A 22,554-nucleotide genomic window follows, 5' to 3' on the forward strand; every position below is an offset into this window, starting at 1 on the left:
AGTGCTTATTCTTCCGGCTCGGTGGTGAACAGTAGCGGGTAGCCTTTGGCCCGGCCGGCGTCGGTGGCGCGCGTCGCTTTGGTCTCGGCAACGTCCTTGGTGAAGACCGCGACCACGCAGACACCGCGCTGGTGCGCGGTGATCATGACCTTGTGGGCCTGGTCCTCGGTCATGCGGAATTCCGCCTTCAGCACGGTGACGACGAATTCGCGGGGCGTGAAGTCGTCGTTGACCAGGATGACCTTGTGCAGGCGCGGCCGTTCGGTTTTGGGCCGTACCTTGGTGCGCGGCTTGGTGACAGCGTCGATCATTCGCGGGGCACCTCCTGACGTGCAGCGACCGTTGATCCGTCATTCCGGGGCGATGCGAAGCATCGAGCCCGGAATCTCGAGATTCCGGGTCTGGTCCTTCGGACCATCCCGGAATGACGGAGAATATAAAATACATCCTCCGAACCCGCTGCGGAACCATCCGTTTCGCGATGGCTTCATTGCAGCGGCGGCACCGTGCGCAGATAGGCGATGATATCGGCCAGATCGGTTACCTTCAGCGCGGCATAATATTTATACGCCATCGGCGGCTTGAGCGCGTGGCCATCGCGGGAGACACCATGGGTGATGGCGTTGCCGACTTCCGCATCGCTCCAGGCGCCGATGCCGGCCTTCGGGTCCGACGTGATGTTGGCCGCGGTCGCACCCGGCGTTCCGTCGGGAGCCGGGAACACCCGGCCGCCACGGCCGAGCCCGCCTTTGAAATCCGAGACGCCGCGCGACCACGCGGTGTGGCACTCCATGCAATGGCCGATGGTGACCAGATAGGCGCCGCGCCCGACAGGCTCAGCGAACATCGCCTTGGTGAAGCCGGCCTCGGCGGCGGGGTAGGGGTCGCGACGCACCGGGGCCTTGTAGACGGGGTCGGTGACTTCGTTTCGGATCGGCTTGACGGTGCGCAGGTAGGCGACGACGGCAGTGAGGTCTTCCGGCGTCAGCGCCTTGTAGAAATTGGCCGGCATGATCGCCGCCAGCGCTACACCGGCGAAGTGGCCATGGTCGGGGCGGATGCCCTCGACCAGCGCGCGCTTGATCTCGGCATCGCTCCAGCTTCCGATTCCGGTTTCCTTATCCTGGGTAATGTTCGGCGCGGTGGCGACAAAGGCCGGCGTGTCGAACGTCAGCCCACCGGAAAATGCCTTTTCGGCGATCATCTTGCCGGTCGCGTCGCGGGGCGAGTGGCAATTGCCGCAAGCCATGATGGTGTTGACCAAATAATCGCCGCGCTGTGCCGGAGTTTCAGCCAAAGCTCTGTTAAACGCAGCGCCGCTGAAAGCGCCAAGCAGCCATACGCAGCCCACGATGCAGATCCGAAACATGATGCCCCCCTGTTGAGGCGGGCTGTATCGCACGAGAATCCCGTTGCCGCAAAATTCTTTGCGGAAGATCGGCCATGGGGGGCGGCTGATTAAATCTCGCGCAAAACGGGATTTAGGCGGCATCGCGGCTAACCCTCTAACTCGCAAGCCCGCTTCTAACTCCAAGGTTTGCTTCAACTCGCAGGTCTGTTTCTAACTCGAATGTGAACGTCACATGATGTTCCCGCTTTTCGAAATCCGCTTTGCGTGTCAACATCGCGTCACACGACGGGAGGGCCGCTATGCGCTGGTATGTCTCGATCGGAGCGGTGCTTGTCGCGGGAGCGCTCGCCGGAGGTGACGTCGCGGGCATTGCGGCGCCAAATCCGCAAAGCCGGCTCAGCCATCAATCGGCCGCGAAAGACGACGCGCCGTTGGTCGATGTCGAACTCGTTCTGGCCGTCGATGTCTCCTATTCGATGGATATGGACGAACTTGCGATCCAGCGCGAAGGCTACGCGCAGGCGATCGTTTCCAAGGAATTTCTGCAGGCGCTCAAGGCCCTGCCGAACGGCAAGATTTCGGTGACCTATTTCGAATGGGCCGCCTCGAGCGATCAGAAGATCATCATCCCCTGGCGGGTGATCGATGGTCCGGAAACCGCCGATGCGGTTGCCGAGGAAATCCTGAAAACCCCGATCCGCCGCGCCTCCCGTACCTCGATCTCGGGCGCGATCTATTTTGCGATGCCGCTGTTCGACGAGAATCCGTATCGCGGGCTGCGGCGCGTCATCGATATCTCCGGCGACGGTCCCAACAACAACGGTTCGCCGGTGACCGGCGCGCGCGACATCGCGCTGTCGAAGGGGATCACCATCAACGGTCTGCCGATCATGGTGAAGGAGCCGTCCTATTCGACCATGGATATCGAGAACCTCGATTTTTACTACGAGGATTGCGTGATCGGCGGTCCGGGTTCTTTCGTGGTGTCGATCAAGGACCGCGACAAATTCAAGGAAGCGATCCGCACCAAGCTGCTGCTCGAAGTCGCCGGCCGCACGCCGGAACGCCCGGTTGTCCCGGTCGCCGAGAAGTCCGTGGTCGAGAGAGAGCCGCGGGTGTCGTGTTTGATCGGCGAGAAGATCTGGCAGGACCGCTGGGGAAGGTAACGCAAACCCTCATGGTGAGGAGGCGCCAACGGGTCCGCGCAAGGCGCGGTCCGACGATAAACTCCGCGCCGTCTCGAACCATGGGATTGTAGCCATCCTTCACGACGCCGCTTGCGCGGCTCCCCAGGATAAGGATGTCACTTCCTGAACCGCGCCACCAGCTCGACATGCGGCGTATGGCGGAACTGGTCGACCGGCGTCACGCCTTCGATGGTGTAGCCGCCGTCGATCAGGATCCGCGCATCGCGGGCGAAGGTCGCGACGTTGCAGGACACCGCGACCACCACGGGGATTTTGCTGGCGGCGAGTTGCTGGGCCTGCGCCTGCGCGCCCTGGCGCGGCGGGTCGAATACGACGGCGTCGTAGTCGCGTAATTCCTGCGGCACCAACGGACGCCGGAACAGATCGCGGCTCTCGGCCTTGATCGGCTTCAGGCCGGATGTCGAGGTCGCCGCCTTCTGAAGTGCGGTGACCGCGCCGGCATCGCTGTCGAAGGCCGACACCCGCGACTTCGCGGCCAGTCTCAGCGCAAACGGTCCGACTCCGCAAAACAGATCGGCGATATGTTTGGCGCGCTTGCAATGTTCCGCGACCAGCGCCGCCAGCGCCTCTTCGCCGGCGACGGTGGCCTGCAGGAATGAACCCGGCGGCAGCGTCACGCGGGCGGTACCGATCGCGATCGTCGGCGGGGTTCGCATCAGCACCAGCTCGCCATGGCGGGTCAGCCGCGCGAGCCCGCGTTGCTCGGCCAGTCGCGATAGTGTTGCGATCATGGCGGTCGGCAGCGGCCCGGAGCCGCGCACATCGACATCGAGGCCGTTGTCGGTGGCCGTGATCTGGATATCGAGCGGCTTGCCGATCGCTATCAGCAGCTCGGCGATCGCCCGCGCCGCATCCAGCGCGCCGCTCAGGCCGGGATCGAGGATCGGGCAGCGATCGATGGGCACGATGTCGTGTGAGTTGGCGGCGGCGAAGCCGACCTTGAGCGCGCCTTGCGAGTCCTTTTGCGAGTCCTTTCGCGCGTCCTGGCGGGCGTGCAGCGTGATCCGCCGGCGGCCTAAACCGTGGGCATCGACCAGCGGATGCACCTCGCAGGCGATTTTTGCCTGAGCGAGCGTCGAGACTACCAGTTCACGTTTCCACGCGCGGTAGTGGTCGGGCTGCCAATGCTGGATCGCGCAGCCGCCGCAGCTTCCAAAATGCGGACAGAATGGTTCGATCCGCTCGGGGCTGGCGTGTTCTATGGCGAGGAGCCGGCGGCGGTCGGGATGATTGCCGGGCACGGGCGCCACTTCGACGGTCTCGCCGCCCAGCGTGTAGGGCACATATATGGTGTGGTCGCCGGCATGGGCGATGCCGTCGCCGAGATGACCGACGTGATCGATGACAAGGCGTTCACCCACGGCGCGCGCCGATGAAAAATTCGATATTTCCGTCCCCGCCCGCGATGGATGATGGAAACACGCTGATATCCGTGCATCCCAGCGACGCTGCGAATGCCGCGATGTCGTCGCAGACTTCCTGGTGCACCTCAGCGCTGCGGATAATGCCGCGCTTGGAATGTTTCCGCGCGGCCTCGAATTGCGGTTTGATCAGCGCCAGCAAATACATCGGCGCGGCGGCGAGCGACAGGGCCACGGGCAGCACAGTCTTCAATGAAATGAAACTGACGTCGATCACGACAATATCCGGCCGCATCGGCAGGCGCTTGCCCTCGAAGGCGCGAATATCGGTCTCCTCCATGGAGACGATCTTGGGATGGCCATGCAGCGAGGGGTGCAGTTGCGCGCGCCCGACATCGACAGCGAATACCATGCTGGCGCCATTGGCCAGCAACACTTCGGTAAACCCGCCGGTCGATGCGCCGACATCGAGGCAGACATGATCCTCGATGTCGATCGGGTATCGCTCCAGCGCGCCCGTCAGCTTGACGCCGCCGCGCGACACAAAGGGATGCGCCGGCTGCGCCTGCAGCACGGCGTCGGCGGGAACGCCCTCGGACGGCTTGACCACCGGTCTGTCATTGGCGGTGACGAGGCCGGCCTCGATCGCGGCCTGGGCTCGCGCCCGGCTTTCGAACAGGCCGCGCTCGACCAGCAACAAATCCGCGCGCTTGCGAGGGGGCGTATTGGCCACGGTTCAATCCGATACGCGTGTAGAGCAGATTGCGGCCGCAACAGCCGCAAAAGCTGGCCGGATCAGGCCAGCTTCACCGTTTCGGCCTTGAAGTCCTTGCCGAGAGCTTCGAACACCTTGGCGACGATGCCCTTGGCGTCGAGACCGGCGCGGGCGTACATCGCCGTCGGCGAGTCGTGATCGAGGAATACGTCGGGCAGCACCATCGAGCGCATCCGCAAGCCGCCGTCGAGCATGCCGTGATCGGACAGCGTCTGCATCACATGGGAGCCGAACCCGCCGATCGAGCCTTCCTCGATCGTGAGCAGGATTTCGTGCTCGCGCGCGAGCTTCAGCACCAGGTCGAGGTCGAGCGGCTTCATGAAGCGCGCGTCCGCGATGGTGGTGGAGAGGCCGTGCGCGGCCAGCTCATCGGCGGCCTTCTCGCATTCGGCCAGACGGGTGCCGAACGACAACAGCGCGATCTTGCTGCCTTCGCGGATGATGCGGCCCTTGCCGATCTCAAGCGGGATGCCGACTTCCGGCATTTCGACGCCGCGGCCTTCGCCGCGCGGATAGCGCAGCGAACTCGGGCGATCGTTGATCGCGACTTGCGTTGCGACCATGTGAACCAGTTCGGCCTCATCCGACGCTGCCATGATGACGAAGTTCGGCAGGCAGCCGAGATAGGCGTTGTCGAACGAGCCGGCATGGGTGGCGCCGTCGGCGCCGACCAGTCCGGCGCGGTCGATCGCAAATCGGACCGGCAGACCTTGAATCGCCACGTCATGGACGATCTGGTCGTAGCCGCGCTGCAGGAAGGTCGAGTAGATCGCGCAGAACGGCTTGTAGCCTTCGGTCGCAAGACCCGCGGCGAAGGTCACCGCGTGCTGCTCGGCAATGCCGACGTCGAAGGTGCGGTCGGGGAAGGCCTTGGCGAAGATGTCGATGCCGGTTCCCGACGGCATCGCCGCGGTGATGCCGACGATCTTGTCGTCCTTCTCCGCTTCCTTGACGAGGCTCGCGCCGAACACGTTCTGGTACGACGGTGCATTCGGCTTGGCCTTGGCCTGGGCGCCGGTGGCGACGTCGAATTTGACGACCGCGTGGTATTTGTCGGCGGAAGCTTCCGCCGGGCCATAGCCCTTGCCCTTTTGGGTGACGACATGGACCAGGATCGGGCCGTCCTTCATGTCGCGGACGTTCTTCAGGACGGGCAGCAGATGGTCGAGGTTATGGCCGTCGATCGGGCCGACATAATAGAAGCCGAGTTCCTCGAACAGCGTGCCGCCGCCGACCATGAAGCCGCGTGAATATTCTTCGACACGGTTGGCGCGGTCGGCCAGCACTTTCGGCAGACGCTTGTTGATCTGTTTCGCGGCGTCGCGCAGCGAGCGATAGGTCTTGCCCGAGTACAGCCGCGACAGATAGGCCGACATCGCGCCGACCGGCGGCGCAATCGACATGTCGTTGTCGTTGAGAATGACGATCAGCCGGGAATTCATCGCGCCGGCATTGTTCATGGCCTCGTAGGCCATGCCGGCGGACATCGCGCCGTCGCCGATCACGGCGATCACATTGTTATCGCCGCCGGAGAGATCGCGGGCTACCGCCATGCCGAGGCCGGCGGAGATCGAGGTCGAGGAGTGGGCGGCGCCGAACGGATCGTAATCGCTCTCGGTGCGCTTGGTGAAACCGGACAGCCCGCCAGCGGTGCGCAGCGTGCGGATGCGGTCGCGCCGGCCGGTCAGGATCTTGTGCGGATAGGCCTGATGGCCGACGTCCCAGATCAGGCGATCGCGCGGGGTATCGAACACGTAATGCAGCGCGGTGGTCAGTTCGACGACGCCGAGGCCGGCGCCGAAATGGCCGCCCGTCACCGAGACCGCATCGATGGTTTCCTGGCGCAGCTCGTCAGCGACTTGCTGGACTTGTTCCACCTTGAGCCGGCGCAGATCTTCCGGTGTCTTGATGGTGTCGAGGAGCGGCGTTTTACTAAATGTGGTCACGGCGATATTCCAATTTTGCATGTCGGGAAAGCGGCCCGACGTGTGATGGGTTGCGCGGGTTCAGCGCAAAGATAATCCAGACGCCGGATGCCACCTGAGCAGGCCAAGGAGCACACCAAGGCCTGTTTCAATAGTCTAGATCGGCTCCGGATCGTTCAATGTGATGTACATCACCTTTGGTGACTTCACCCTTCCCAATCATTTTTCCAAGCTATTTGAGACGCTTACCGCCATCCCAAATCGGCGGAAGGGCGCCCCTCATCAGCCCACAGAACCCCAAGCTTTACACCAAAGCGGCAGCCAAAGCCAACCCGCAAGGACATGCCAAGGATATGCCAAGCGTATCAGGCCGGCGTGCATGATGGTGATGGAACCCGGGATTTCAATCGCAATGGGGCATCCCGGAGGGCGATTGTAGCAATATCGACGGCATCCAGGCGGCCGATGGCGCCTTTTTGGCGATTTAGCGCGCCGCCCGCTGGCTCCCGGCGATTAACTATCGCCGCAGAGAGTCGCGTAATTGCATACCCCCCAAATGATCTTGCCAAATGATCTTGCCAAATGATCTTGCCAAATGATCTTGCCAAATGATCTTGCCAAATGATCTTGCCAAATGATCTTGCAATGATCCTTCCGTGAGGGGGAAGTTACTGCACGTCGAGCGGTTCGGTCCCGACGGCCTGGCCGCTGGCGTCGGTGGTGATCTTGTCGACCCGCGCTTCGGCCTGCCGCAGCAATTCTTCGCAGCGCCGTTTCAGGGCTTCGCCGCGCTCATAGATGGTGACGGATTCTTCCAGCGGGACCTTGCCGTCTTCCAGCCGCTTGACGATCGATTCAAGCTCTTCGATCGCGCGCTCAAAGCTCAGCTTCTTGACGTCCGCCTGGGTGTTTTCGGCCATATTGTGCTTTTCCGGATGCGCCCTTTGCCGGCGCGGATTCGAAGATATTTATGCGGGCATATTGTGGCGAGATTTCCAGGGAAGTTACTTGCTGGAAATCACGCGCCCATCAATGCGGTGACATGGGCCGCGACTGATTCTTTGAGGCCCTGCAGATCATAGCCACCCTCGAGCACCGACACAATTCGGCCACCGGCGCTGGCGTCGGCGAGGTCCATCAGCTTGCGCGTGACCCAGCCGAAATCCTCGGCCTGCAGATTAAGCGAGGCGAGGGGATCGCGATGATGCGCGTCGAAGCCGGCCGAAATGATGATCAGTTCGGGGCTGAATTTCTTCAACTGCGGCAGGATCACATTCTCGAACGCGGCGCGGAATTTGGCGCCGCCGTCTTCGGAGGCCAGCGGTGCGTTCACGATATTGTCGTGCTCGCCGCGTTCGCCGCTGGCGCCGGTGCCGGGAAACAGCGGCATCTGGTGCGTCGAGCAATACATCACGGTCGGGTCGGCCCAGAAGATGTCCTGGGTGCCATTGCCGTGATGGACGTCGAAATCGACCACCGCGGCGCGGGCGATGCCATATTTGCGCTGCGCGTGGCGCGCCGCGATCGCGGCCTGGTCGAAAAAGCAGAAGCCCATCGGCTTGTTGGTTTCGGCGTGATGGCCCGGCGGGCGGGTCGCGACGAACGCATTATGATGCGTGCCCGCCATCACCGCATCGGCCGCGGCCACCGCGCCGCCGACGCCGCGCATCACCGCTTCCCAGGTGCCCGGCGACATCGAGGTGTCGCCGTCGAGATAGACAAGGCCGCTGGCGGGCGCGATGCGCCTGAGTTCATCGACGTAATGCTCGTCATGGCACAGCGTGACCAGATCGAGCGACCCCTCCGGCGCCGTATCGCGCACCAGCGCATCGAACTGCTTTTGGCCGAGCACCTCGTTGACCGCGCGAATCCGGTCCGGCCGTTCGGGATGTCCCGGCGGCGTAAGATGGTCGAGGCTGGCGGGATGGCTCAGAAGAAGCGTCATGCGATACCCCGGCGCGTTCGACGCGCTTTTCGAGAAGGGGGTAACTTAAGGGTTCGTTGCTGGTTGGGAAAGAGCCGGGGTGACGGCCGGAACGTCACCGCACCTCGTGTGCCGGAGAAGTCGCTGCGCTTATTGCGCGGGAGGTGAGGGGAGAATAGAATTTTGGTTTCGGCCAGCCTCGGAGAACGAGGAATGCTTCCAGCGGATTCCGTTTTGCGGTTGCCCGAGCCTCCCGTGGCCATGTTCAGTGCGCCGGGCCATCGCGACACCATCTGGTCCGATGTGAAAGGCAGCGTTGTCCATTCGAAAATGATCAAATGGACCGGTGGCGTCGCTGCAACTCACGCGATCGGCAAGGTATCGGGCGCCGCCGAAGTCAGGACGCGGTCGCTGGAGTTACATTTCTCGTGGAACTCCGGTGTTGCGGAGGCGGATGCGGAATCCGGCAAGCGGGTCTGGGCCTACAAGAACCGGCCGCGCTACAGTCTTGTTTTGCCGCCAGGCACGAACGTGGAGTTCAGAATCAAGGAGAAATCGAACTACCGCTTTCTCGCGATGGAGTTCGACCCTGAATTTTTTCTGAGAGCCGCGGAACTCGAGCATCTCGGTTCGGTCGAATTTGCCGAAACCTAGGAGCACGATCACCCGCTGACCTGGCATCTGGCCGAGGCCATCTTTGAGGAGTGTGAAAGCGTAGCCCGGCAGGGATTGCTCTATTCCGAGACGGCGGCGACTCTGCTGGCGCTACATGTCGTCCGCAATCTCTCCAACCGAAGCCGCCCAACCAGTCTGCTCCGTCGCGGCGGACTTCCGCCTACAATTCTCTCTCGTGCCTGCGACTACATGAACAGCCGCCTCGGCGACGATATCGCGCTTTCGGAACTTGCCGCCGTCAGCGGTCTTTCGGCGGGGCATTTTGCATTCGCCTTCAAACAGTCCATGGGAATTTCCCCTCATGGCTGGCTGCGTCGTCAGCGGATAGACGTGGCCAAGACGCTACTCCGCAATCAGCAACTGAGCCTCTCATCCATTGCAACGAGCGTCGGCTTTGGCAATCAAAGCGCCTTTGGCGTGGCGTTTCGCAAGGAGACGCGGATGACGCCGACCGCGTGGCGACGGCTTCATTGGTCGTAATCACTGTAGCCAACCAATCGCTACTATTTTTTTCCGGAGCCCATGCTGTTGCAACATGGTCCGCGTGACCTGCCATGCGTGCCGGCGCAAAGGCGTCTTTGCCTGCCTGACCGGCTTTCGTCCAAAACCGAGGTGTTTCTCGTCAGAACAAGATGAAGAGACCATCGCCGATCCACGGATGCTTCGCAAAGATAGCCGGAATACGTACCTTCACTTCCACAATGAGCGTTCCTTGAAACGTCATTTGGCTTTGTGGTGGAGAGCAGACGATGCAGCAATTCGCGCGTATACTGACGGACAAGGGCGCTGTTCCCGTCATCTTGAAAGGAACGGCGCATCTCGATTTGCGTCCGGTCGTGTCCGACATCAGCCCGGATACGATAGAAGGCGGCGCGTTGATCGATGTCGATATCTCGCGCCTTTCCCCTGTTGGCGGCGACTTCACCTACCTCGCGCCCATCAACGGCATGCGGCAGATTGCAGCGACGGGATTCAATTACAAAAAGCACATCGAGGAATTCAAGATGAAGCCGCCCAAGGAGCCGGAGGTGTTCCTGAAGGCGATAACGTCGCTGACCGGACCTTTCGATCCGATCTCCCGGGGCGGCGATAACAGCGTGAAGCTGGATTGGGAAACGGAGCTTGCGATCGTCCTCGGTCGCGAGACCAGGAACGTTTCCACTGCCGAAGCGGCGGGCCATATCTTCGGCTATGTCTGCATCAACGACATCTCCGACCGTGCAACGCAAGTCGATGAAGAAGGCCAGCAGCATTTGGTGCGCGCCAAGTCGCGGCCGACCTACAGTCCCGTCGGTCCCTATCTGGCGACCGGCATCGATGGCATGAAGCTCGACGTCTGGACGAAACTGAACGGTCGATTTGAGCAGCAGGGCAACACGAGCGATATGCTGTTCAGCGTCAACGAAATGGTGGCTTATTTTTCATCGCATATGACGCTTCTTCCCGGCGACATCATCGCGACGGGTACGCCGCCGGGCGTCGGTTTCGGCAAGAACCGATTTATGGCGGTCGGTGACGTGCTTGAGTGTGGCATCACCGATCTCGGCGCCCAGCGACACGATATTCAGAGCTAGGAGCCGCGCGGGAGAAGCCGTCATTCCGGGATGGTGCGTAGCACCAGACCCGGAATCTCGAGATTCCGGGTTCGATGCTTCGCATCGCCCCGGAATGACGGAGCTCTCAGTTCACCCGCCCAATCCGGTCGGCCTTCACCGGCGCGATCGGGCTATTGGCCTGGAAATAGGCAAACAGCGCATCGGCGTCGTAGATGCCGATCTGCTGCGCGGTGCCGTCTTTCAGCGCGGTGAACCCATCGCCGCCGACCGAGAGATAATTATTCACCGTCACGCGGTAGCTCGCGGCGGGATCGATCCGCGCGCCATTCAGCGTCATCTTGTCGGCCGCGACGCGCTCGCCAAACGGCTTGGCGCCGTCCCAGGCATAGGCAAAGCCCTTCGAGACCTGCAGGATTCGGGGCCGCTTCGGATCGAGCCATTGCTGTTCGAGCATGGTCCTGATCTGGCTGCCGGTCAGAGTCAGCGTGACCAGTTGGTTCCGGAACGGCTGGCTCGCGAACACATCGGCATAGGTCACCGCGCCGTCGTCCTTCTTTGTAATGTCGCTGCGCACGCCGCCGGGATTGGTGAAGGCCATGACAGCAGCGCCATTGGCGGCGGAACTGGTCGCGGCCAGTTGCGCATCGGCGATGATATCGCCGAGCGCGCTCTCGCCGGACTCATTGGGCGCGCGCGACAGCGTCTCCACGATCGATCCCGCGCGGCGGTTGGCGATCGGCGCGGCGAGCTTCTCGTAAGCGTCCAATAAAGCGGTCTGTTCGGGATCGCTGGCGTAGCTCGCTATGCGGACAATGACATTGTCGGCCTTGGCGCTGACGATGTCGCGCGTCGCCGGATCGAGCTTAAGGTCGATCGCGGTGACGATGGTGCCGTATTTGTCGCCTGACGTGACCAGCCGGCCGTCGATCTCGCAGACATAGGCTTGATGGGTGTGGCCGCTGACCACGACGTCAACCGCGCGATCGAATTTTTTGACGATGTCGACGATCGCGCCTGAAATCCCCGGACACTCATTGTAATCGCCGGTGGGCCAGCCGCCCTCGTGGATCAGCACCACGATGGCCTCGACGCCACGCGCTTTCAGTTCCGGCACCAGCGCATTCACGGTCTCCGCCTCGTCCTTGAATTCCATGCCGGCCGCGCTGACCGGCGAGATGATGCCGGGCGTGCCCTTTAATGTCAGGCCGATGAAGGCCACCGGAATGCCGTCGAATATCCGGATCTCATAGGGCGGAAAGACAGTCTTGCCGGTATCGGTCATGACGGTGGAGGCGGCGAGATAGTGGAATTTCGCGCCCAGAAATGGATGCGGCCCCTGGCATTTATCGGTGGGATGGCAGCCGCCATTCTGCATGCGCAGCAGCTCGTCCTTGCCCTCGTCGAATTCGTGATTGCCCACCGAAGCGACTTCGAGCCCCATCATCGAGAGCGCCTCGATGGTGGGCTCGTCGTGAAACGTCGCCGACAGGAACGGGCTGGCGCCGATCAGGTCGCCGGCCGCGACGAAGATCGTGTTCTTGCGGCCCTCGCGCAGTTGCCGCACCAGCGTCGCCATATGCTCGGCGCCGCCGGCCGGCACCATGATCTTTTTGGTCTTGTCGGCCGGATCGGCAATCCGGATCCCGCCGCTCGGCGGGCGCAAATTGCCGTGGAAGTCGTTGATCGCGAGAATGCGGACATCGACGGGGGCGGCGGTTTGGGCGTTGATTGGCGAGGCGGTGCCGAACGCGAGTGTCAGTACAGCAGCGGTCAAATGTAGTGAAAGCAAATGTTTCATGACTTTATTATAGATCGCGCGCGCAACAATTTCACGAAGCTTGATGCACGACGAGGCCGGGTCGTCGCAGCATCGAAAATGCGCTCCCTCTCCCGCGCTTGCGCAGGGCTATCGCATATGACTTTCCGCCGCGGCAATCGCCTGGGGCCTCATGGTTCGAGACGCCTCGAAGACGAGGCTCCTCACCATGAGGGTTCAAGATTTAGCCGCACAGAAAGTCCTCATCCTGAGGGGACACCGCAGGCGGCCGTCTCGAAGGATGGCCGCACAAAGACTGCAGGCCCAATCTCTTTCTTCATATGCGATAGCCCTACCCGCAAGCGGGAGAGGTGACCAATCATCCCCTTTTCCTCGAAAAGAACGCCTTGAACGCCGCGATCGCTTCCGTCGAACGCATGCGTTCGCCAAACAGATGGCTTTCCTGATCGATCCGGCGGGTCAAATCTTCCGGCGGCAATTTCAGCAATTTGCGCGAGATCGCGACCGCCTCGGCCGGTAGCGCACAAATCTCGCGAGCCACCTTGCGGGCCTCGCTGTCGGTGTGACCGTGCGCCACCACTGCATTGACGAAGCCGGCGGTGTGGGCGTCCTCCGCGCTCAAGGGGCGCCCCATCACCAGCATGGCGAAGGCGCGCTGGTGTCCGATGCTGCGCGGGATCAGCAGGCTGGAGGCGCCTTCCGGCACCAGACCGAGATGGATGAACGGCGTCGAAAATGTCGCGGCCGAACTTGCGACCACGTAATCGCAATGGAACAGCATCGTGGTGCCGATGCCGATCGCGATGCCGTCGACCGCTGCGATCAGCGGCTTGGTGTTGTGGGCCAGCGAATACAGAAACGTCACCGCGTCGGACGCCCGCGGCGTGTCGGTATTCGTGGTGCCGTCTTTGAGGAAATCCTCCAGATCGTTGCCGGCGGTGAAGACGCCCGGACCGCCCGAGATCACGAGGCAGCGGATCGCCGGATCGGCCTGCGCGCTGTCGATCGCGGCACTCATCGCGCGATACATTTCGCGGGTCAGCGCGTTCTTTTTTTCCGGCCGCCGCAGCGTGATCACGCGCGTGGCGTCTTCGTCGGTAACGATCAGGTGCCCGGTCATAATGCGGCCTTCGCAAGCGGGAGGGGAAGCAGCGAGTCGGCAACAGCTAGCCTACATCATCTCCCGCAACGTCCAAAAGCCGGGTATGCCGGCCCTGAATGTGACGCAACGACGCGTGGGGTTTGTAGGGACTTCGTAGGGTGGGTTAGCGAAGCGTAACCCACCGTAACCTATCATCGCGTTGCGAATTTAATGGCGGATTACGCCTTCGGCTAATCCGCCCTACGGACCGGATTCGCGTCATTTTCCCGCGCGCGTGTGATTTCGTTCACATTCGCCGCAAGCAACCCGCGCTACAACAAGCATTCGAATTGCCAATGAAGGAAATTCGCCAATGCTCGCCGAGAAGTTCTTGCTTCTGCTTGAGACGCTCAGGAGCCGCGCTCAACCCGACGGGAGCGAGCGCGTGGTGAGTTCGTCGCGCCATATCCCGGTCGAACTGCCCGAGGTAAAATCCCCACCGTCGCAACCCGTGCAATAGCCGAGGTCTCTTCACTCACAACCCAGGAAGACGATTACCCGGTCGCAATCCGCTAGCCGCGGTCTTTCTTGGCTTGCGGCGGACGCTTCGGTTCGGGCTGCGTATTGCGAACCGCCTCGGTCAGCATCTCGCGAAGCTGAGCTTTTGTTTTGGGCGGTTCGCGCGTGGAGGTTTTTGTCCATGTGGCCATGAACATTATATGGGGACGCCGCCGTCGGTATTAAACCCCTGATGGAACTCGATTAGTTGCTGCAGACGCCATAGTTCCCTTCGCGCTGAACAGGGAACCCGACAAGATTGGTTAATGGCAGGAACTAATCCGGCCATCGTAGCTTATCGCGCATACCTCACAGACCGGGAGACTGCCATGAAGATCGCCAGGATTCTTTCGGCTGGTGCCGCGGCGGCACTCATCATCAGCTCAGCGGCTTTGGCGCAGCAGACACTGACGGGAACGATCACCGGAATTAACCGGCTCAACGACACCATCGCGATCCAGCAGACGCAGAGCGGCACCGTTGGCGCGAATACCGGCGGCGCCGGCGAAGAGTTCAAGGTGCAAAAGGGCCTGTCGCTGGAAGACTTGCATGCCGGCGACAAGGTCAGCTTCACGGTCAGTGAGACCGGCGGCAGCAAGACGGTTACGAAACTGCAGAGGCAGTAGATATTCTGAAGCTGCAACTGATGGTTCGCGGGGTGAGGAAAGGCGCATTTGCGCCGTGCCCACTGTCTTCCGATGGCATACGTTGGTGGACACGCTTCGCTTTGCCCACCCTACGTCCTCTGCGCAAAAACTAATTTCTCTTGCCGGATCAAGATGATTCCGTGTGTCCAGTCGGACGCGCAAAAATAAACTCCTTCGCAAAGCAACCCAAATCAAAGCAGAATCCGCGCTGTCTCGTCCCACTCGAGGGGCGTATCGCGATCGTCACGGACGCGGGGCGGGATGCGATGGACGCAGATGTGCCTTTGACGAATGGCACTGAAGCGGACGGCGAAGTCGTGTGGTCCTGACGCCTCGACGCCGGCGTCAAGTTTTGCGGACGTTTTGCGAAGCGACGGTGACAAAAGAGCCCGATCACCGGGGAGAGCACGAAGGAAACCGTTAACACCATCGCGTGCGGGAATGCCGGGTTCTCCGGTGCACCGTGGTGACTAACGCGCGTGCTACCACCCACTACACGCGCGGCTGCGGGTGCATCGAGCACCCGGCATTCCCCACGCCCTCTGGTTTATGGGCGGAAATTTCAGGCATGACTCGGGCGTGATGAGCCGCGGGAATGAGAAGGTGTGTCTGTCTCTCACACCGTCGTCCCGGCGCAGGCCGGGACCCATAACCACAGGACGTTGTGTTGCGCGCAAACCGTCGAACAGCGTCGTTGAACTCAGGCGACACGGCGTATGGGTCCCGGCTCAAGGCCGGGACGACGAACGGGAAATGCAGAACCTGCGATCTTTAGCCCAGCAACACCGCATCCGCGCCGTTCACGGCCTCGGCGCTGTCCATCACCGTGCGCTCCAGCGCGCCGGCCTGCACCGAAATGTTTTCGGCAAAAAATCTCGCCAGCGTGACATAGCGCTGCGGATCGCCGACGCTCTCGCCGAGATCGCGCATCGCGAGCGCTTCGCCGGCCAGCATGCAGCCGCCCAGCGTCGATCCGAACAGTCGCAGATAGGGCGTCGCACCCGCAAGCGCGTCGTTCGGCGCAGAGGCGACGCGCTCCAGGAGCCATCGGCTGGTGCGATCGAGCGATCCCAGCGCGTCGCGCAATTTGGCGCCGGTCGTGCCGAAGGCGGGATCGTTGGAGGCCTCGACCTTGCTCACGATATCGGACAATTCACTGAGCAGCGCCCACACCGACTCGCCGCCATTGGCCGCGAGCTTGCGTGTGACCAGATCGATCGACTGGATGCCGTTGGTGCCTTCATAGATCGCGGTGATGCGCGCATCGCGATAATGCTGCGCGGCGCCGGTTTCCTCGATAAAACCCATGCCGCCGTGAATCTGCACGCCGAGCGAGGTTACTTCATTGCCGATATCGGTGGAGAAAGCCTTTGCAATCGGCGTCAGCAACGCGCCGCGGGCCGCAGCGGCGGCGCGAACTTTCGCATCGGTCGCGCGGACCGACACATCGAGCGCCACAGCCGTGGCGTAGCAGATCGTGCGTGCGGCCGCGGTCATCGAGCGCATCTGCATCAGCATGCGCTTGACATCGGGATGCACGATGATGGGGTCCGAACCGCTGCCTTGCTTGCCGATCGCGCGGCCCTGGCGGCGCTCCTGCGCAAAGGCCAGCGCCTGCTGATAGGCGCGGTCGGCGATGCCGACCCCTTCGAGGCCGACGCCGAGCCGGGCCTGGTTCATCATCGTGAACATGCACAGCATGCCGCGATTTTCCTCGCCGATCAGGTAGCCGATTGCGCCGCCCTTGTCGCCCATGGTCATGGTGCAGGTCGGCGCGGCATGCATGCCGAGCTTGTGCTCGATGCCGCTCGCATAGATGTCGTTGCGCGCGCCGAGCGAGCCGTCGGCATTGACGAGAAACTTTGGGATCAGGAACAGCGAAATGCCTTTGGTGCCCGCGGGCGCATCAGGCAATCTCGCCAGCACGAAATGAACGATGTTGTCGGTCATGTCGTGGTCGCCATAGGTGATGAAGATCTTGGTGCCGGTGATGCGATAGCTGCCGTCAGCAGCGCGTTCGGCGCGGGTGCGCAATGCGCCGACATCCGACCCGGCCTGCGGCTCGGTCAACTGCATGGTGCCGGGCCATTCACCCGACACCAGCTTTTCGAGATAGATCTTCTTGAGTTCGGCGCTGCCATGGGCGTCGAGCGCCTCGATCGCGCTCAGCGTCAAGAGCGGGCAAAGGCCGAAGGAGATATTCGAGGCGCTCCAGATTTCGGTGCAGGCCGCATTCACCGCGAGCGGAAGGCCTTGGCCACCGAATGCTTCGGGTCCCGACACGGCGTTCCAGCCGGCTTGCGTCCAGCGCTTGTACGCGTCGGGCCAGCCGGGCGCGGTGGTGACCTTGCCGGCGTCCAGCTTGATGCCGTTTTCGTCGCCCACTCTGTTCAGGGGCGCCAGCACATCGGAGGCGAAACGCCCGGCTTCCTCCAGCACGGCGGCGGCAATATCGCCGTCGAAATCACCGTAATGGCCGGCCTTGAGGGCCGCCTGCAGGCCGGCACCATGGTTGAGGGCCAGCAGCATGTCATTGATCGGCGCGCGATAGGTCATGACCGTGGTCTCGCTTCAACTGGGAATGGCAGGGTGCCGTCTTCCCACGAAACCGCCATTGCCTCAACTCCCCGCTGGGTGCGGCGAACTGGCTGGGGCAGGGCGGATGGTGCGATTTGGGGCCGGGGAAGGCCCGCTCGGAGGGCAAAAATGCCGCTATTATAGAGAGAGAAAATCCGGGTGCGGATTAAGGCGAAAATAGCGGTTCTGGCCGGTTGAAATGGCTCAACTCCCCCTATAGACCGGCGTTGCCAGAGGGAATCCGCGCGGCTATCGTCCCGCCGCTTTCCAGACAGGTTATTGGGGCGTCGCCAAGTGGTAAGGCAGTGGATTTTGATTCCACCATGCGGAGGTTCGAATCCTCCCGCCCCAGCCAGGCATTTGATCAATAAAATCAGACACCTGATGCATGGACTGTTTTTCATTCTGAATGCGTTCGAAAAAAATTCTCCAACGGACATCTTCCAACTGCGGCTGAAAATCAGATTACTCGATTAGACTACGCAAGAGCTGAAGTCTGTAGCGTCGGGTTGAAACTTTGGGGCACGGGCCCGGTTTACCTGCTGCACCGGCACGTTGCTGCATCGTACAAAATATCGGGCCGTTAGTTCGACGTCTATTGGCCTTTGGCGCGTCGAACAATTGGGTGTTTGCGGCATTCTGGGCAGCACTGGTGATCTCAGCTCTGTTCGGGCCGCTTGTTGGACATCAAATTGATCGAATGGGCGGCGATGTTCTGTACGCGTCCAACATCATCCTGGCCGCTGGTCCTGTCTCGCGGTGTTTCATCGTCCCCGCTCGTCATGGCGATTGCATGGTTCATCCTCGGTGTGGGCATGAGCATGGCTTTACAACGAGGCATTTGGTGCGCTCGGTCGCGTCTACGGCGCAACGCATGGGCGAGGGCATCGAACTCGATACAAATTCATCAAAATGTTCAAAGTCACGATACGGGCCGAAACGTGACTACTGTTTAATAACGCAGGAATTTATCAGTGCTTGAATGGGCTCGGCAAAGATTGGAATTTTCGCTATAATTTCGCCGTCTTCGGTTCTAAATTGGATCATAACGCGCCAAAGTTTCGAAGGAGGCACGACAGCTCCGATGCCTACTGATGCCTGTATTGCGCGTGTCAAATCGTCTTCTGTCTGAACTTTATTCAGATCACCAAGAACGATCAGCTCAAATTTATCATTGAATTCCAACTCTGACACGTATCTGTCGATGGGCTGTTCGTCATTGAAGCGACACAAAACCGGTGCTGCGTTGGGCACTCCTGGATTGTGTATCACACGCATCGCCTTTCCATCGGCATGAACAATTAGACCCGAAAATGTGACCGCCGCCTTTTCTGCAGTTTCCAACGATTTCAATTGCGCCGCCGCCATCATTCTTTTGAAAGGATCTTATAACTACGTCGGTTTTATCGGTCATTTCGTTTAGCAGCCTTGGTTCTTGCCGCTCTCTCTCTCTATGGCTGCCGCTCTCTCAGTCGCTTCTTTTTCAAGCCTCAACTTCTCCGCCGCGGCCCGCTCGATGGCTGCTATCTTTTCCGCCGCTTCTTTTTCGATCCTCACTTTTGCCGCTAATTCGTCTGCAGCCTTTGTTGCCGCTGCCTTCTCCGCCGCAATGCGGTCTGCTTCCGCCTGATCGACAACGACTGGTTGCTCGGCTGGGAGCGGCGTTACCGCCTGCCGTTTGGAATCGTCAGGTAATTTATTTGCGGTCGTCGGTGGCTCGCTTGAATAAGTTTTAGAGTTTCCATCATTAACCCGATCTGAGACCACCTCGGTTGACGATTAATCATATACTGATGGGTTGGCTGCCAGAAATCTCAATAAACCTTTCCATCTGCGCCCCAGCTTGCGATCCAAATGAATCCCGGGCCACCACTCAAACGATAGATTGGCAATCCGAGCTGCGCAGTTCTACGAAAGCTGCCAAGATAGCTAACCAAAAATCCTGCGCGAATATCCCTATTCGCGGCAAGCTCGCTCACGGGCGACGGTGCAAGCGGCTCTACTTTTATTTGTCCCCAAATCGGAATTATGCCAGACAGGACAGGCGAGCCTTGAGTAATTTTTAGAATTTGCGGAACGCCATATTTCTTCGATAGACGCCCGATGTCTTCATCCGCTTCACCCAGTCGGAAAAAGGCTGGTTCCAAACTGCGATTCAAATATGCGCAGAGTACCATCTGCGGCGTGCAGCATCGTGTAGTTTGAGACGAATGGTCCGCGAGACTCGTGCTCGTCTACTTTTTTCCTGCAGATAGTGAAGCGTTGAAATTGCTCGCTCGCAGAACAAGCGTACGCTGCGTATGCGCTGGTGCCATACTCAACTTTACCGCCGAGCGACATCCCATCAATTGAATAACTCGTCGTAGCCGAAACACTGCTAGCGGCCCGTTCAGCAGAATTGGGACTTCTGCACGAAGAGCGTTCGGCGAACACGCGAGGATCGGATGGATTAATGCCTTTTACCTGAACATGTTTGTAGCGCAATTTAAGATATGTGTATCGGTGGGAAACAAGAAGGATTACATCTCAGGAGGTGTCTGACCGTCGGTCCCAAGCTGAGGGTATTTGGAGCTTTTCAGCGAATCTCACCAAATCTGCAAGGGATCCGGCCTCCATCTTGTGCATGATTTTGCTGCGATGAATCTGGAGAGTGACCTCACTTATACCAAGCTCCGCGGCGGCCTGCTTGTTGAGCAGGCCGCTGACCACCAAAGGCAGCACTTCGCGCTCGCGGGGGGTGAGGCTTGAAAGGCAGTGCTGCAGCTTGGTCAGTTCGACTCTCGCCAAGCGAGATATGCGATCCTGGGCGATCGCTATACGGATCGCTTCTAACAATTCCGACTCAATGAACGGCTTGGTCAGAAAGTCGATGGCTCCGTTCCTAATGGCTCGCACCGAAGCTGGAATGTCCCCGTGTGCGGTAATGAAGATGATCGGTGGGTGCTGTTCACCGGCGATTTGTTCCTGAAAATCCAGGCCGTTGATGTCCGGAAGCTCAACATCCAGTAACAGGCACGAAGGCAAATCGAGCTTGGAAAAGTTCATATATTCAGAGACCGCGCCGAATGAGACGGCACGTAGACTTCGTGACGCCATAAGCTCGCATAGAGCCTCGCGCATACGATCGTCATCATCCACTATGAAAATGGTATGGTCGTCTTCGATCATTGGGAGTCGTCCGCGTACGCGGGGATAGTGAAAGAAAATGTTGTTCCTCCGGAATCGTTTGCAGTGGCCCACAGCCGGCCACCGTGCTTCTCAACGATAGAGCGGCAGATGGCGAGCCCCATACCCATGCCCTTGTTCTTTGTCGTGAAGAAAGGCTCGAAGATTTTCTCGATATCTTCGACGCCTATGCCATGATCCTGTATCTCGACCAGCACCATGTGAGGTCCATCGAGTCGCGATCGGACTAATAGCGGCTGCGTTGCTTCGTGCTCTGTATCGATCGCATCAATGCCGTTACGAAGCAGGTTGACAAGAACTTGCTGCAATTGCGTGCGGTCAGCCACGATCCGAGGCAGGTTATCTTCCAAATTGGTCTGAAAACTCACGCCCTTTGCGATGGCCTCGTCGTGCATCAGTTGAAGTACTTCGGAAATGACTTCGGTGAGGTTTAGTCCGGTCTTGATTATGGCGTCTTGCTTGAACAATGCGCGGGTGCGGTTCACAACCTGCGCAGCCGAGCTCGCGTCGCGAACGATACGCTCCATGACGATTAGCGCGCGGGGGAGGTTGGGCGGCTTCGCTGAAAGCCATTGCTGGCATGCATAACTATTGGTGACTACCGCTGCCAAGGGCTGGCTGACCTCATGGGCGATCGAAGCCGACATTTCTGCCAGGCTTGCAGCCTGTGAAGCGCGCGCGAGCCTGTCCAGCGTGGATCGAAGCGTGTCTTGGATACGCGTCGCGTCGTCGATATCCACAGTTACGCAATACCACTGGAGGATTCCTCCCTTCTCGTCACGCAGCGCCTCGCCACGTCCATCGACCCAGCGAAACACGCCGTCGGCTCGGCGAAGCCGGTACCGGCAGGTGAACGCCTCTCCGGTCACGACGGCGCTAGACCATATGCGCGCCATCATCGGAATGTCAGCCGGATGAACAACAGATCGTATCGCTACCGACTGGCGGCTCTTTTTTTCCGGATTGTCGAAACTCTCCAGGGTCAAACCGATGTAATCTATCAGGCGCTTGTTCAGGTAGGACGGTTCTCCGTCCGGCGTGGCGCACCAGACCAATGCCGGCATGGTGTCAACAAGAAGACGAAGCTGCTGCTCGCTCTTGCGGAGCGCTTCTTCCGCCTTTCGCTGATCGTCAATGTCGATCGTTGTGCCGTACCAGCCGGTTATCCGGCCGTCTTGATCGCGCGATGACCGGCCCGTGTTACGAAACCAGCGATAGATGCCGTCGAATCGACGAACCCGATGTTCAGTCTCGTAAGGCGCGCCGGTTTTAAGACAATGCAACCAGAGCTCCACGGCATGATCGACGTCATCGGGATGGACCAACTGCCTCCATCCGAAATCATCCGAGCCTTCGATGCGACTCATAGCTTCGGGGGGGATGCCGACATAATCCATAACGCTCCGATTGACATATTTGAAGTTGCCTTCGGGGTCGGTGGACCATCCCAGTCCAGGCATGCTCTCCACGATTAGGCGCGTGTCGCTCTCGACGCGATGCGATGAAGTTATGTTCTGAAAGTTGCGGATGAGCAGGCTGATAGCGAGCGCCGATGCAAGGAAGGTGGAAAATCTAATATAGGTCTTGAGTTCTGCCTGGATTTCCGATCCGGGGAGGAGAAAGAAAATGCCAAGGATGCAAGCAACGAATCCGATGGCGAGCGGTGTCGGCCATCTGTCGGCGTAAACGCATATCGCCGCGATAGCGGCGAGTAAGGGAGATGGCTCGCCGGATAGCCAAGCCAATACCAGGCCGCCGCATGAGGTTGCAATTATCCAGCCGTATCGCCCTATCGAAGATGATACTTCCATCGCACAAGGCCTCGGCCGCTCTGCTGTGTCGGGGCAGCAATTCTTGGGAAGCATATTTTAGTGCTGCGCGGCGTGGCCCCGCCGGAGAGCGGTTCGGATCACGCTCACGTCTAATGGAAAGATATAATAGACGATGGTTTGG

At 60.3% G+C, this 22,554-nt stretch carries 20 protein-coding genes, 1 tRNA gene and 1 pseudogene; 7 read left to right on the forward strand and 15 right to left on the reverse strand.

The features are described from left to right. Positions 1 to 5: 5 nt before the first annotated feature. Together clpS and HB676_RS02960 are read right to left on the reverse strand one after the other, a co-directional pair. On the reverse strand, positions 6 to 311 hold the full coding sequence (gene clpS / locus HB676_RS02955) for an ATP-dependent Clp protease adapter ClpS (protein WP_213736181.1): 306 nt from the start codon (positions 309 to 311) through the stop codon (positions 6 to 8). Between the two features lie 176 nt (positions 312 to 487). Next, positions 488 to 1,369: a c-type cytochrome gene (locus tag HB676_RS02960; protein WP_213736182.1), complete on the reverse strand. Its 882-nt coding sequence runs from the start codon at positions 1,367 to 1,369 to the stop codon at positions 488 to 490. A gap of 281 nt (positions 1,370 to 1,650) precedes the next feature. On the opposite strand from HB676_RS02960, the gene HB676_RS02965 reads away from it, so the two are divergent. Beyond that, complete coding sequence (locus HB676_RS02965) at positions 1,651 to 2,517, forward strand: DUF1194 domain-containing protein (RefSeq protein ID WP_213736183.1); 867 nt, start codon at positions 1,651 to 1,653, stop codon at positions 2,515 to 2,517. 137 nt (positions 2,518 to 2,654) lie between these two features. Here the strand turns inward: HB676_RS02965 and HB676_RS02970 are convergent, their stop codons facing one another. The 5 genes from HB676_RS02970 to HB676_RS02990 all read right to left on the reverse strand — a co-directional run bounded on the left by HB676_RS02970 (position 2,655) and on the right by HB676_RS02990 (position 8,565). Further along, positions 2,655 to 3,920 carry a methyltransferase gene (locus HB676_RS02970; RefSeq protein WP_213736184.1) on the reverse strand — a complete coding sequence of 422 codons (1,266 nt, stop codon included), beginning with the start codon at positions 3,918 to 3,920 and terminating at the stop codon, positions 2,655 to 2,657. Then, entirely contained in the window at positions 3,913 to 4,653 is a 741-nt protein-coding gene (locus tag HB676_RS02975; RefSeq protein WP_213736185.1) for a TlyA family rRNA (cytidine-2'-O)-methyltransferase, read from the reverse strand. The genes HB676_RS02970 and HB676_RS02975 overlap by 8 nt, the downstream gene beginning before the upstream one ends. A gap of 62 nt (positions 4,654 to 4,715) precedes the next feature. Then, a complete protein-coding gene (dxs, locus tag HB676_RS02980; protein WP_213736186.1) occupies positions 4,716 to 6,662 on the reverse strand; it encodes a 1-deoxy-D-xylulose-5-phosphate synthase in 1,947 nt (648 codons plus the stop codon). A 626-nt stretch (positions 6,663 to 7,288) separates the two neighbouring features. Further along, on the reverse strand, positions 7,289 to 7,540 hold the full coding sequence (locus HB676_RS02985; protein ID WP_213736187.1) for an exodeoxyribonuclease VII small subunit: 252 nt from the start codon (positions 7,538 to 7,540) through the stop codon (positions 7,289 to 7,291). A 98-nt stretch (positions 7,541 to 7,638) separates the two neighbouring features. Continuing rightward, a complete protein-coding gene (locus tag HB676_RS02990; RefSeq protein ID WP_213736188.1) occupies positions 7,639 to 8,565 on the reverse strand; it encodes a histone deacetylase family protein in 927 nt (308 codons plus the stop codon). A gap of 234 nt (positions 8,566 to 8,799) precedes the next feature. On the opposite strand from HB676_RS02990, the gene HB676_RS02995 reads away from it, so the two are divergent. The 3 genes from HB676_RS02995 (at position 8,800) to HB676_RS03005 (ending at position 10,793) form a co-directional block, all read left to right on the forward strand. Then, the gene (locus HB676_RS02995; protein ID WP_213736189.1) at positions 8,800 to 9,198 is read left to right on the forward strand and encodes a hypothetical protein; all 399 of its coding nucleotides are present in this window, start codon (positions 8,800 to 8,802) and stop codon (positions 9,196 to 9,198) included. Between the two features lie 210 nt (positions 9,199 to 9,408). Continuing rightward, a complete protein-coding gene (locus HB676_RS03000) occupies positions 9,409 to 9,699 on the forward strand; it encodes an AraC family transcriptional regulator (RefSeq protein WP_213736190.1) in 291 nt (96 codons plus the stop codon). A 269-nt stretch (positions 9,700 to 9,968) separates the two neighbouring features. Beyond that, a complete protein-coding gene (locus HB676_RS03005) occupies positions 9,969 to 10,793 on the forward strand; it encodes a fumarylacetoacetate hydrolase family protein (RefSeq protein WP_213736191.1) in 825 nt (274 codons plus the stop codon). 106 nt (positions 10,794 to 10,899) lie between these two features. Here HB676_RS03005 and HB676_RS03010 read toward each other — a convergent pair whose 3' ends face one another. Both HB676_RS03010 and HB676_RS03015 read right to left on the reverse strand, forming a co-directional pair. Then, the gene (locus tag HB676_RS03010; protein WP_213736192.1) at positions 10,900 to 12,573 is read right to left on the reverse strand and encodes a bifunctional metallophosphatase/5'-nucleotidase; all 1,674 of its coding nucleotides are present in this window, start codon (positions 12,571 to 12,573) and stop codon (positions 10,900 to 10,902) included. Positions 12,574 to 12,910: 337 nt separating this feature from the next. Further along, positions 12,911 to 13,672 carry a crotonase/enoyl-CoA hydratase family protein gene (locus HB676_RS03015; protein WP_213736193.1) on the reverse strand — a complete coding sequence of 254 codons (762 nt, stop codon included), beginning with the start codon at positions 13,670 to 13,672 and terminating at the stop codon, positions 12,911 to 12,913. 848 nt (positions 13,673 to 14,520) lie between these two features. Here HB676_RS03015 and HB676_RS03020 point away from each other — a divergent pair. Then, a complete protein-coding gene (locus HB676_RS03020; protein ID WP_213736194.1) occupies positions 14,521 to 14,817 on the forward strand; it encodes a copper-binding protein in 297 nt (98 codons plus the stop codon). A 792-nt stretch (positions 14,818 to 15,609) separates the two neighbouring features. Here the strand turns inward: HB676_RS03020 and HB676_RS03025 are convergent. Further along, positions 15,610 to 17,394, reverse strand: coding sequence for an acyl-CoA dehydrogenase (locus tag HB676_RS03025; RefSeq protein ID WP_213736195.1), 1,785 nt, complete (start codon positions 17,392 to 17,394; stop codon positions 15,610 to 15,612). A gap of 301 nt (positions 17,395 to 17,695) precedes the next feature. On the opposite strand from HB676_RS03025, the gene HB676_RS03030 reads away from it, so the two are divergent. Together HB676_RS03030 and HB676_RS33700 are read left to right on the forward strand one after the other, a co-directional pair. Continuing rightward, positions 17,696 to 17,770, forward strand: a tRNA-Gln gene (locus tag HB676_RS03030). Between the two features lie 252 nt (positions 17,771 to 18,022). Continuing rightward, a pseudogene (locus HB676_RS33700) lies at positions 18,023 to 18,282 on the forward strand (MFS transporter); the annotation flags it as partial. Positions 18,283 to 18,360: 78 nt separating this feature from the next. Here HB676_RS33700 and HB676_RS03035 read toward each other — a convergent pair. From HB676_RS03035 to HB676_RS03055, 5 genes are all read right to left on the reverse strand, one after another. After that, positions 18,361 to 18,783: a hypothetical protein gene (locus tag HB676_RS03035; RefSeq protein WP_213736196.1), complete on the reverse strand. Its 423-nt coding sequence runs from the start codon at positions 18,781 to 18,783 to the stop codon at positions 18,361 to 18,363. Between the two features lie 51 nt (positions 18,784 to 18,834). Next, positions 18,835 to 19,182, reverse strand: a complete 348-nt coding sequence (locus HB676_RS03040) for a hypothetical protein (protein WP_213736197.1) — start codon at positions 19,180 to 19,182, stop codon at positions 18,835 to 18,837. A 47-nt stretch (positions 19,183 to 19,229) separates the two neighbouring features. Beyond that, entirely contained in the window at positions 19,230 to 19,562 is a 333-nt protein-coding gene (locus tag HB676_RS03045) for a hypothetical protein (protein ID WP_213736198.1), read from the reverse strand. 379 nt (positions 19,563 to 19,941) lie between these two features. Further along, the gene (locus HB676_RS03050; RefSeq protein ID WP_213736199.1) at positions 19,942 to 20,583 is read right to left on the reverse strand and encodes a response regulator; all 642 of its coding nucleotides are present in this window, start codon (positions 20,581 to 20,583) and stop codon (positions 19,942 to 19,944) included. Next, positions 20,580 to 22,412, reverse strand: coding sequence for a PAS domain-containing sensor histidine kinase (locus HB676_RS03055; RefSeq protein ID WP_213736200.1), 1,833 nt, complete (start codon positions 22,410 to 22,412; stop codon positions 20,580 to 20,582). The genes HB676_RS03050 and HB676_RS03055 overlap by 4 nt, the downstream gene beginning before the upstream one ends. Between the last annotated feature and the right edge of the window lie 142 nt (positions 22,413 to 22,554).

This window comes from Bradyrhizobium sp. dw_411 (genome assembly GCF_018449695.1).
Classification (GTDB): Bacteria; Pseudomonadota; Alphaproteobacteria; order Rhizobiales; family Xanthobacteraceae; genus Bradyrhizobium.

Bases quoted from the DNA above. Each gene is read 5' to 3' on its own strand.
- clpS (WP_213736181.1), bottom strand. From the start codon at position 311: ATGATCGACGCTGTCACCAAGCCGCGCACCAAGGTACGGCCCAAAACC.
- HB676_RS02960 (WP_213736182.1), bottom strand. From the start codon at position 1,369: ATGTTTCGGATCTGCATCGTGGGCTGCGTATGGCTGCTTGGCGCTTTC.
- HB676_RS02965 (WP_213736183.1), top strand. From the start codon at position 1,651: ATGCGCTGGTATGTCTCGATCGGAGCGGTGCTTGTCGCGGGAGCGCTC.
- dxs (WP_213736186.1), bottom strand. From the start codon at position 6,662: ATGCAAAATTGGAATATCGCCGTGACCACATTTAGTAAAACGCCGCTC.
- HB676_RS02985 (WP_213736187.1), bottom strand. From the start codon at position 7,540: ATGGCCGAAAACACCCAGGCGGACGTCAAGAAGCTGAGCTTTGAGCGC.
- HB676_RS02990 (WP_213736188.1), bottom strand. From the start codon at position 8,565: ATGACGCTTCTTCTGAGCCATCCCGCCAGCCTCGACCATCTTACGCCG.
- HB676_RS03000 (WP_213736190.1), top strand. From the start codon at position 9,409: ATGAACAGCCGCCTCGGCGACGATATCGCGCTTTCGGAACTTGCCGCC.
- HB676_RS03005 (WP_213736191.1), top strand. From the start codon at position 9,969: ATGCAGCAATTCGCGCGTATACTGACGGACAAGGGCGCTGTTCCCGTC.
- HB676_RS03010 (WP_213736192.1), bottom strand. From the start codon at position 12,573: ATGAAACATTTGCTTTCACTACATTTGACCGCTGCTGTACTGACACTC.
- HB676_RS03015 (WP_213736193.1), bottom strand. From the start codon at position 13,672: ATGACCGGGCACCTGATCGTTACCGACGAAGACGCCACGCGCGTGATC.
- HB676_RS03020 (WP_213736194.1), top strand. From the start codon at position 14,521: ATGAAGATCGCCAGGATTCTTTCGGCTGGTGCCGCGGCGGCACTCATC.
- HB676_RS03025 (WP_213736195.1), bottom strand. From the start codon at position 17,394: ATGACCTATCGCGCGCCGATCAATGACATGCTGCTGGCCCTCAACCAT.
- HB676_RS03035 (WP_213736196.1), bottom strand. From the start codon at position 18,783: ATGGCGGCGGCGCAATTGAAATCGTTGGAAACTGCAGAAAAGGCGGCG.
- HB676_RS03050 (WP_213736199.1), bottom strand. From the start codon at position 20,583: ATGATCGAAGACGACCATACCATTTTCATAGTGGATGATGACGATCGT.
- HB676_RS03055 (WP_213736200.1), bottom strand. From the start codon at position 22,412: ATGGAAGTATCATCTTCGATAGGGCGATACGGCTGGATAATTGCAACC.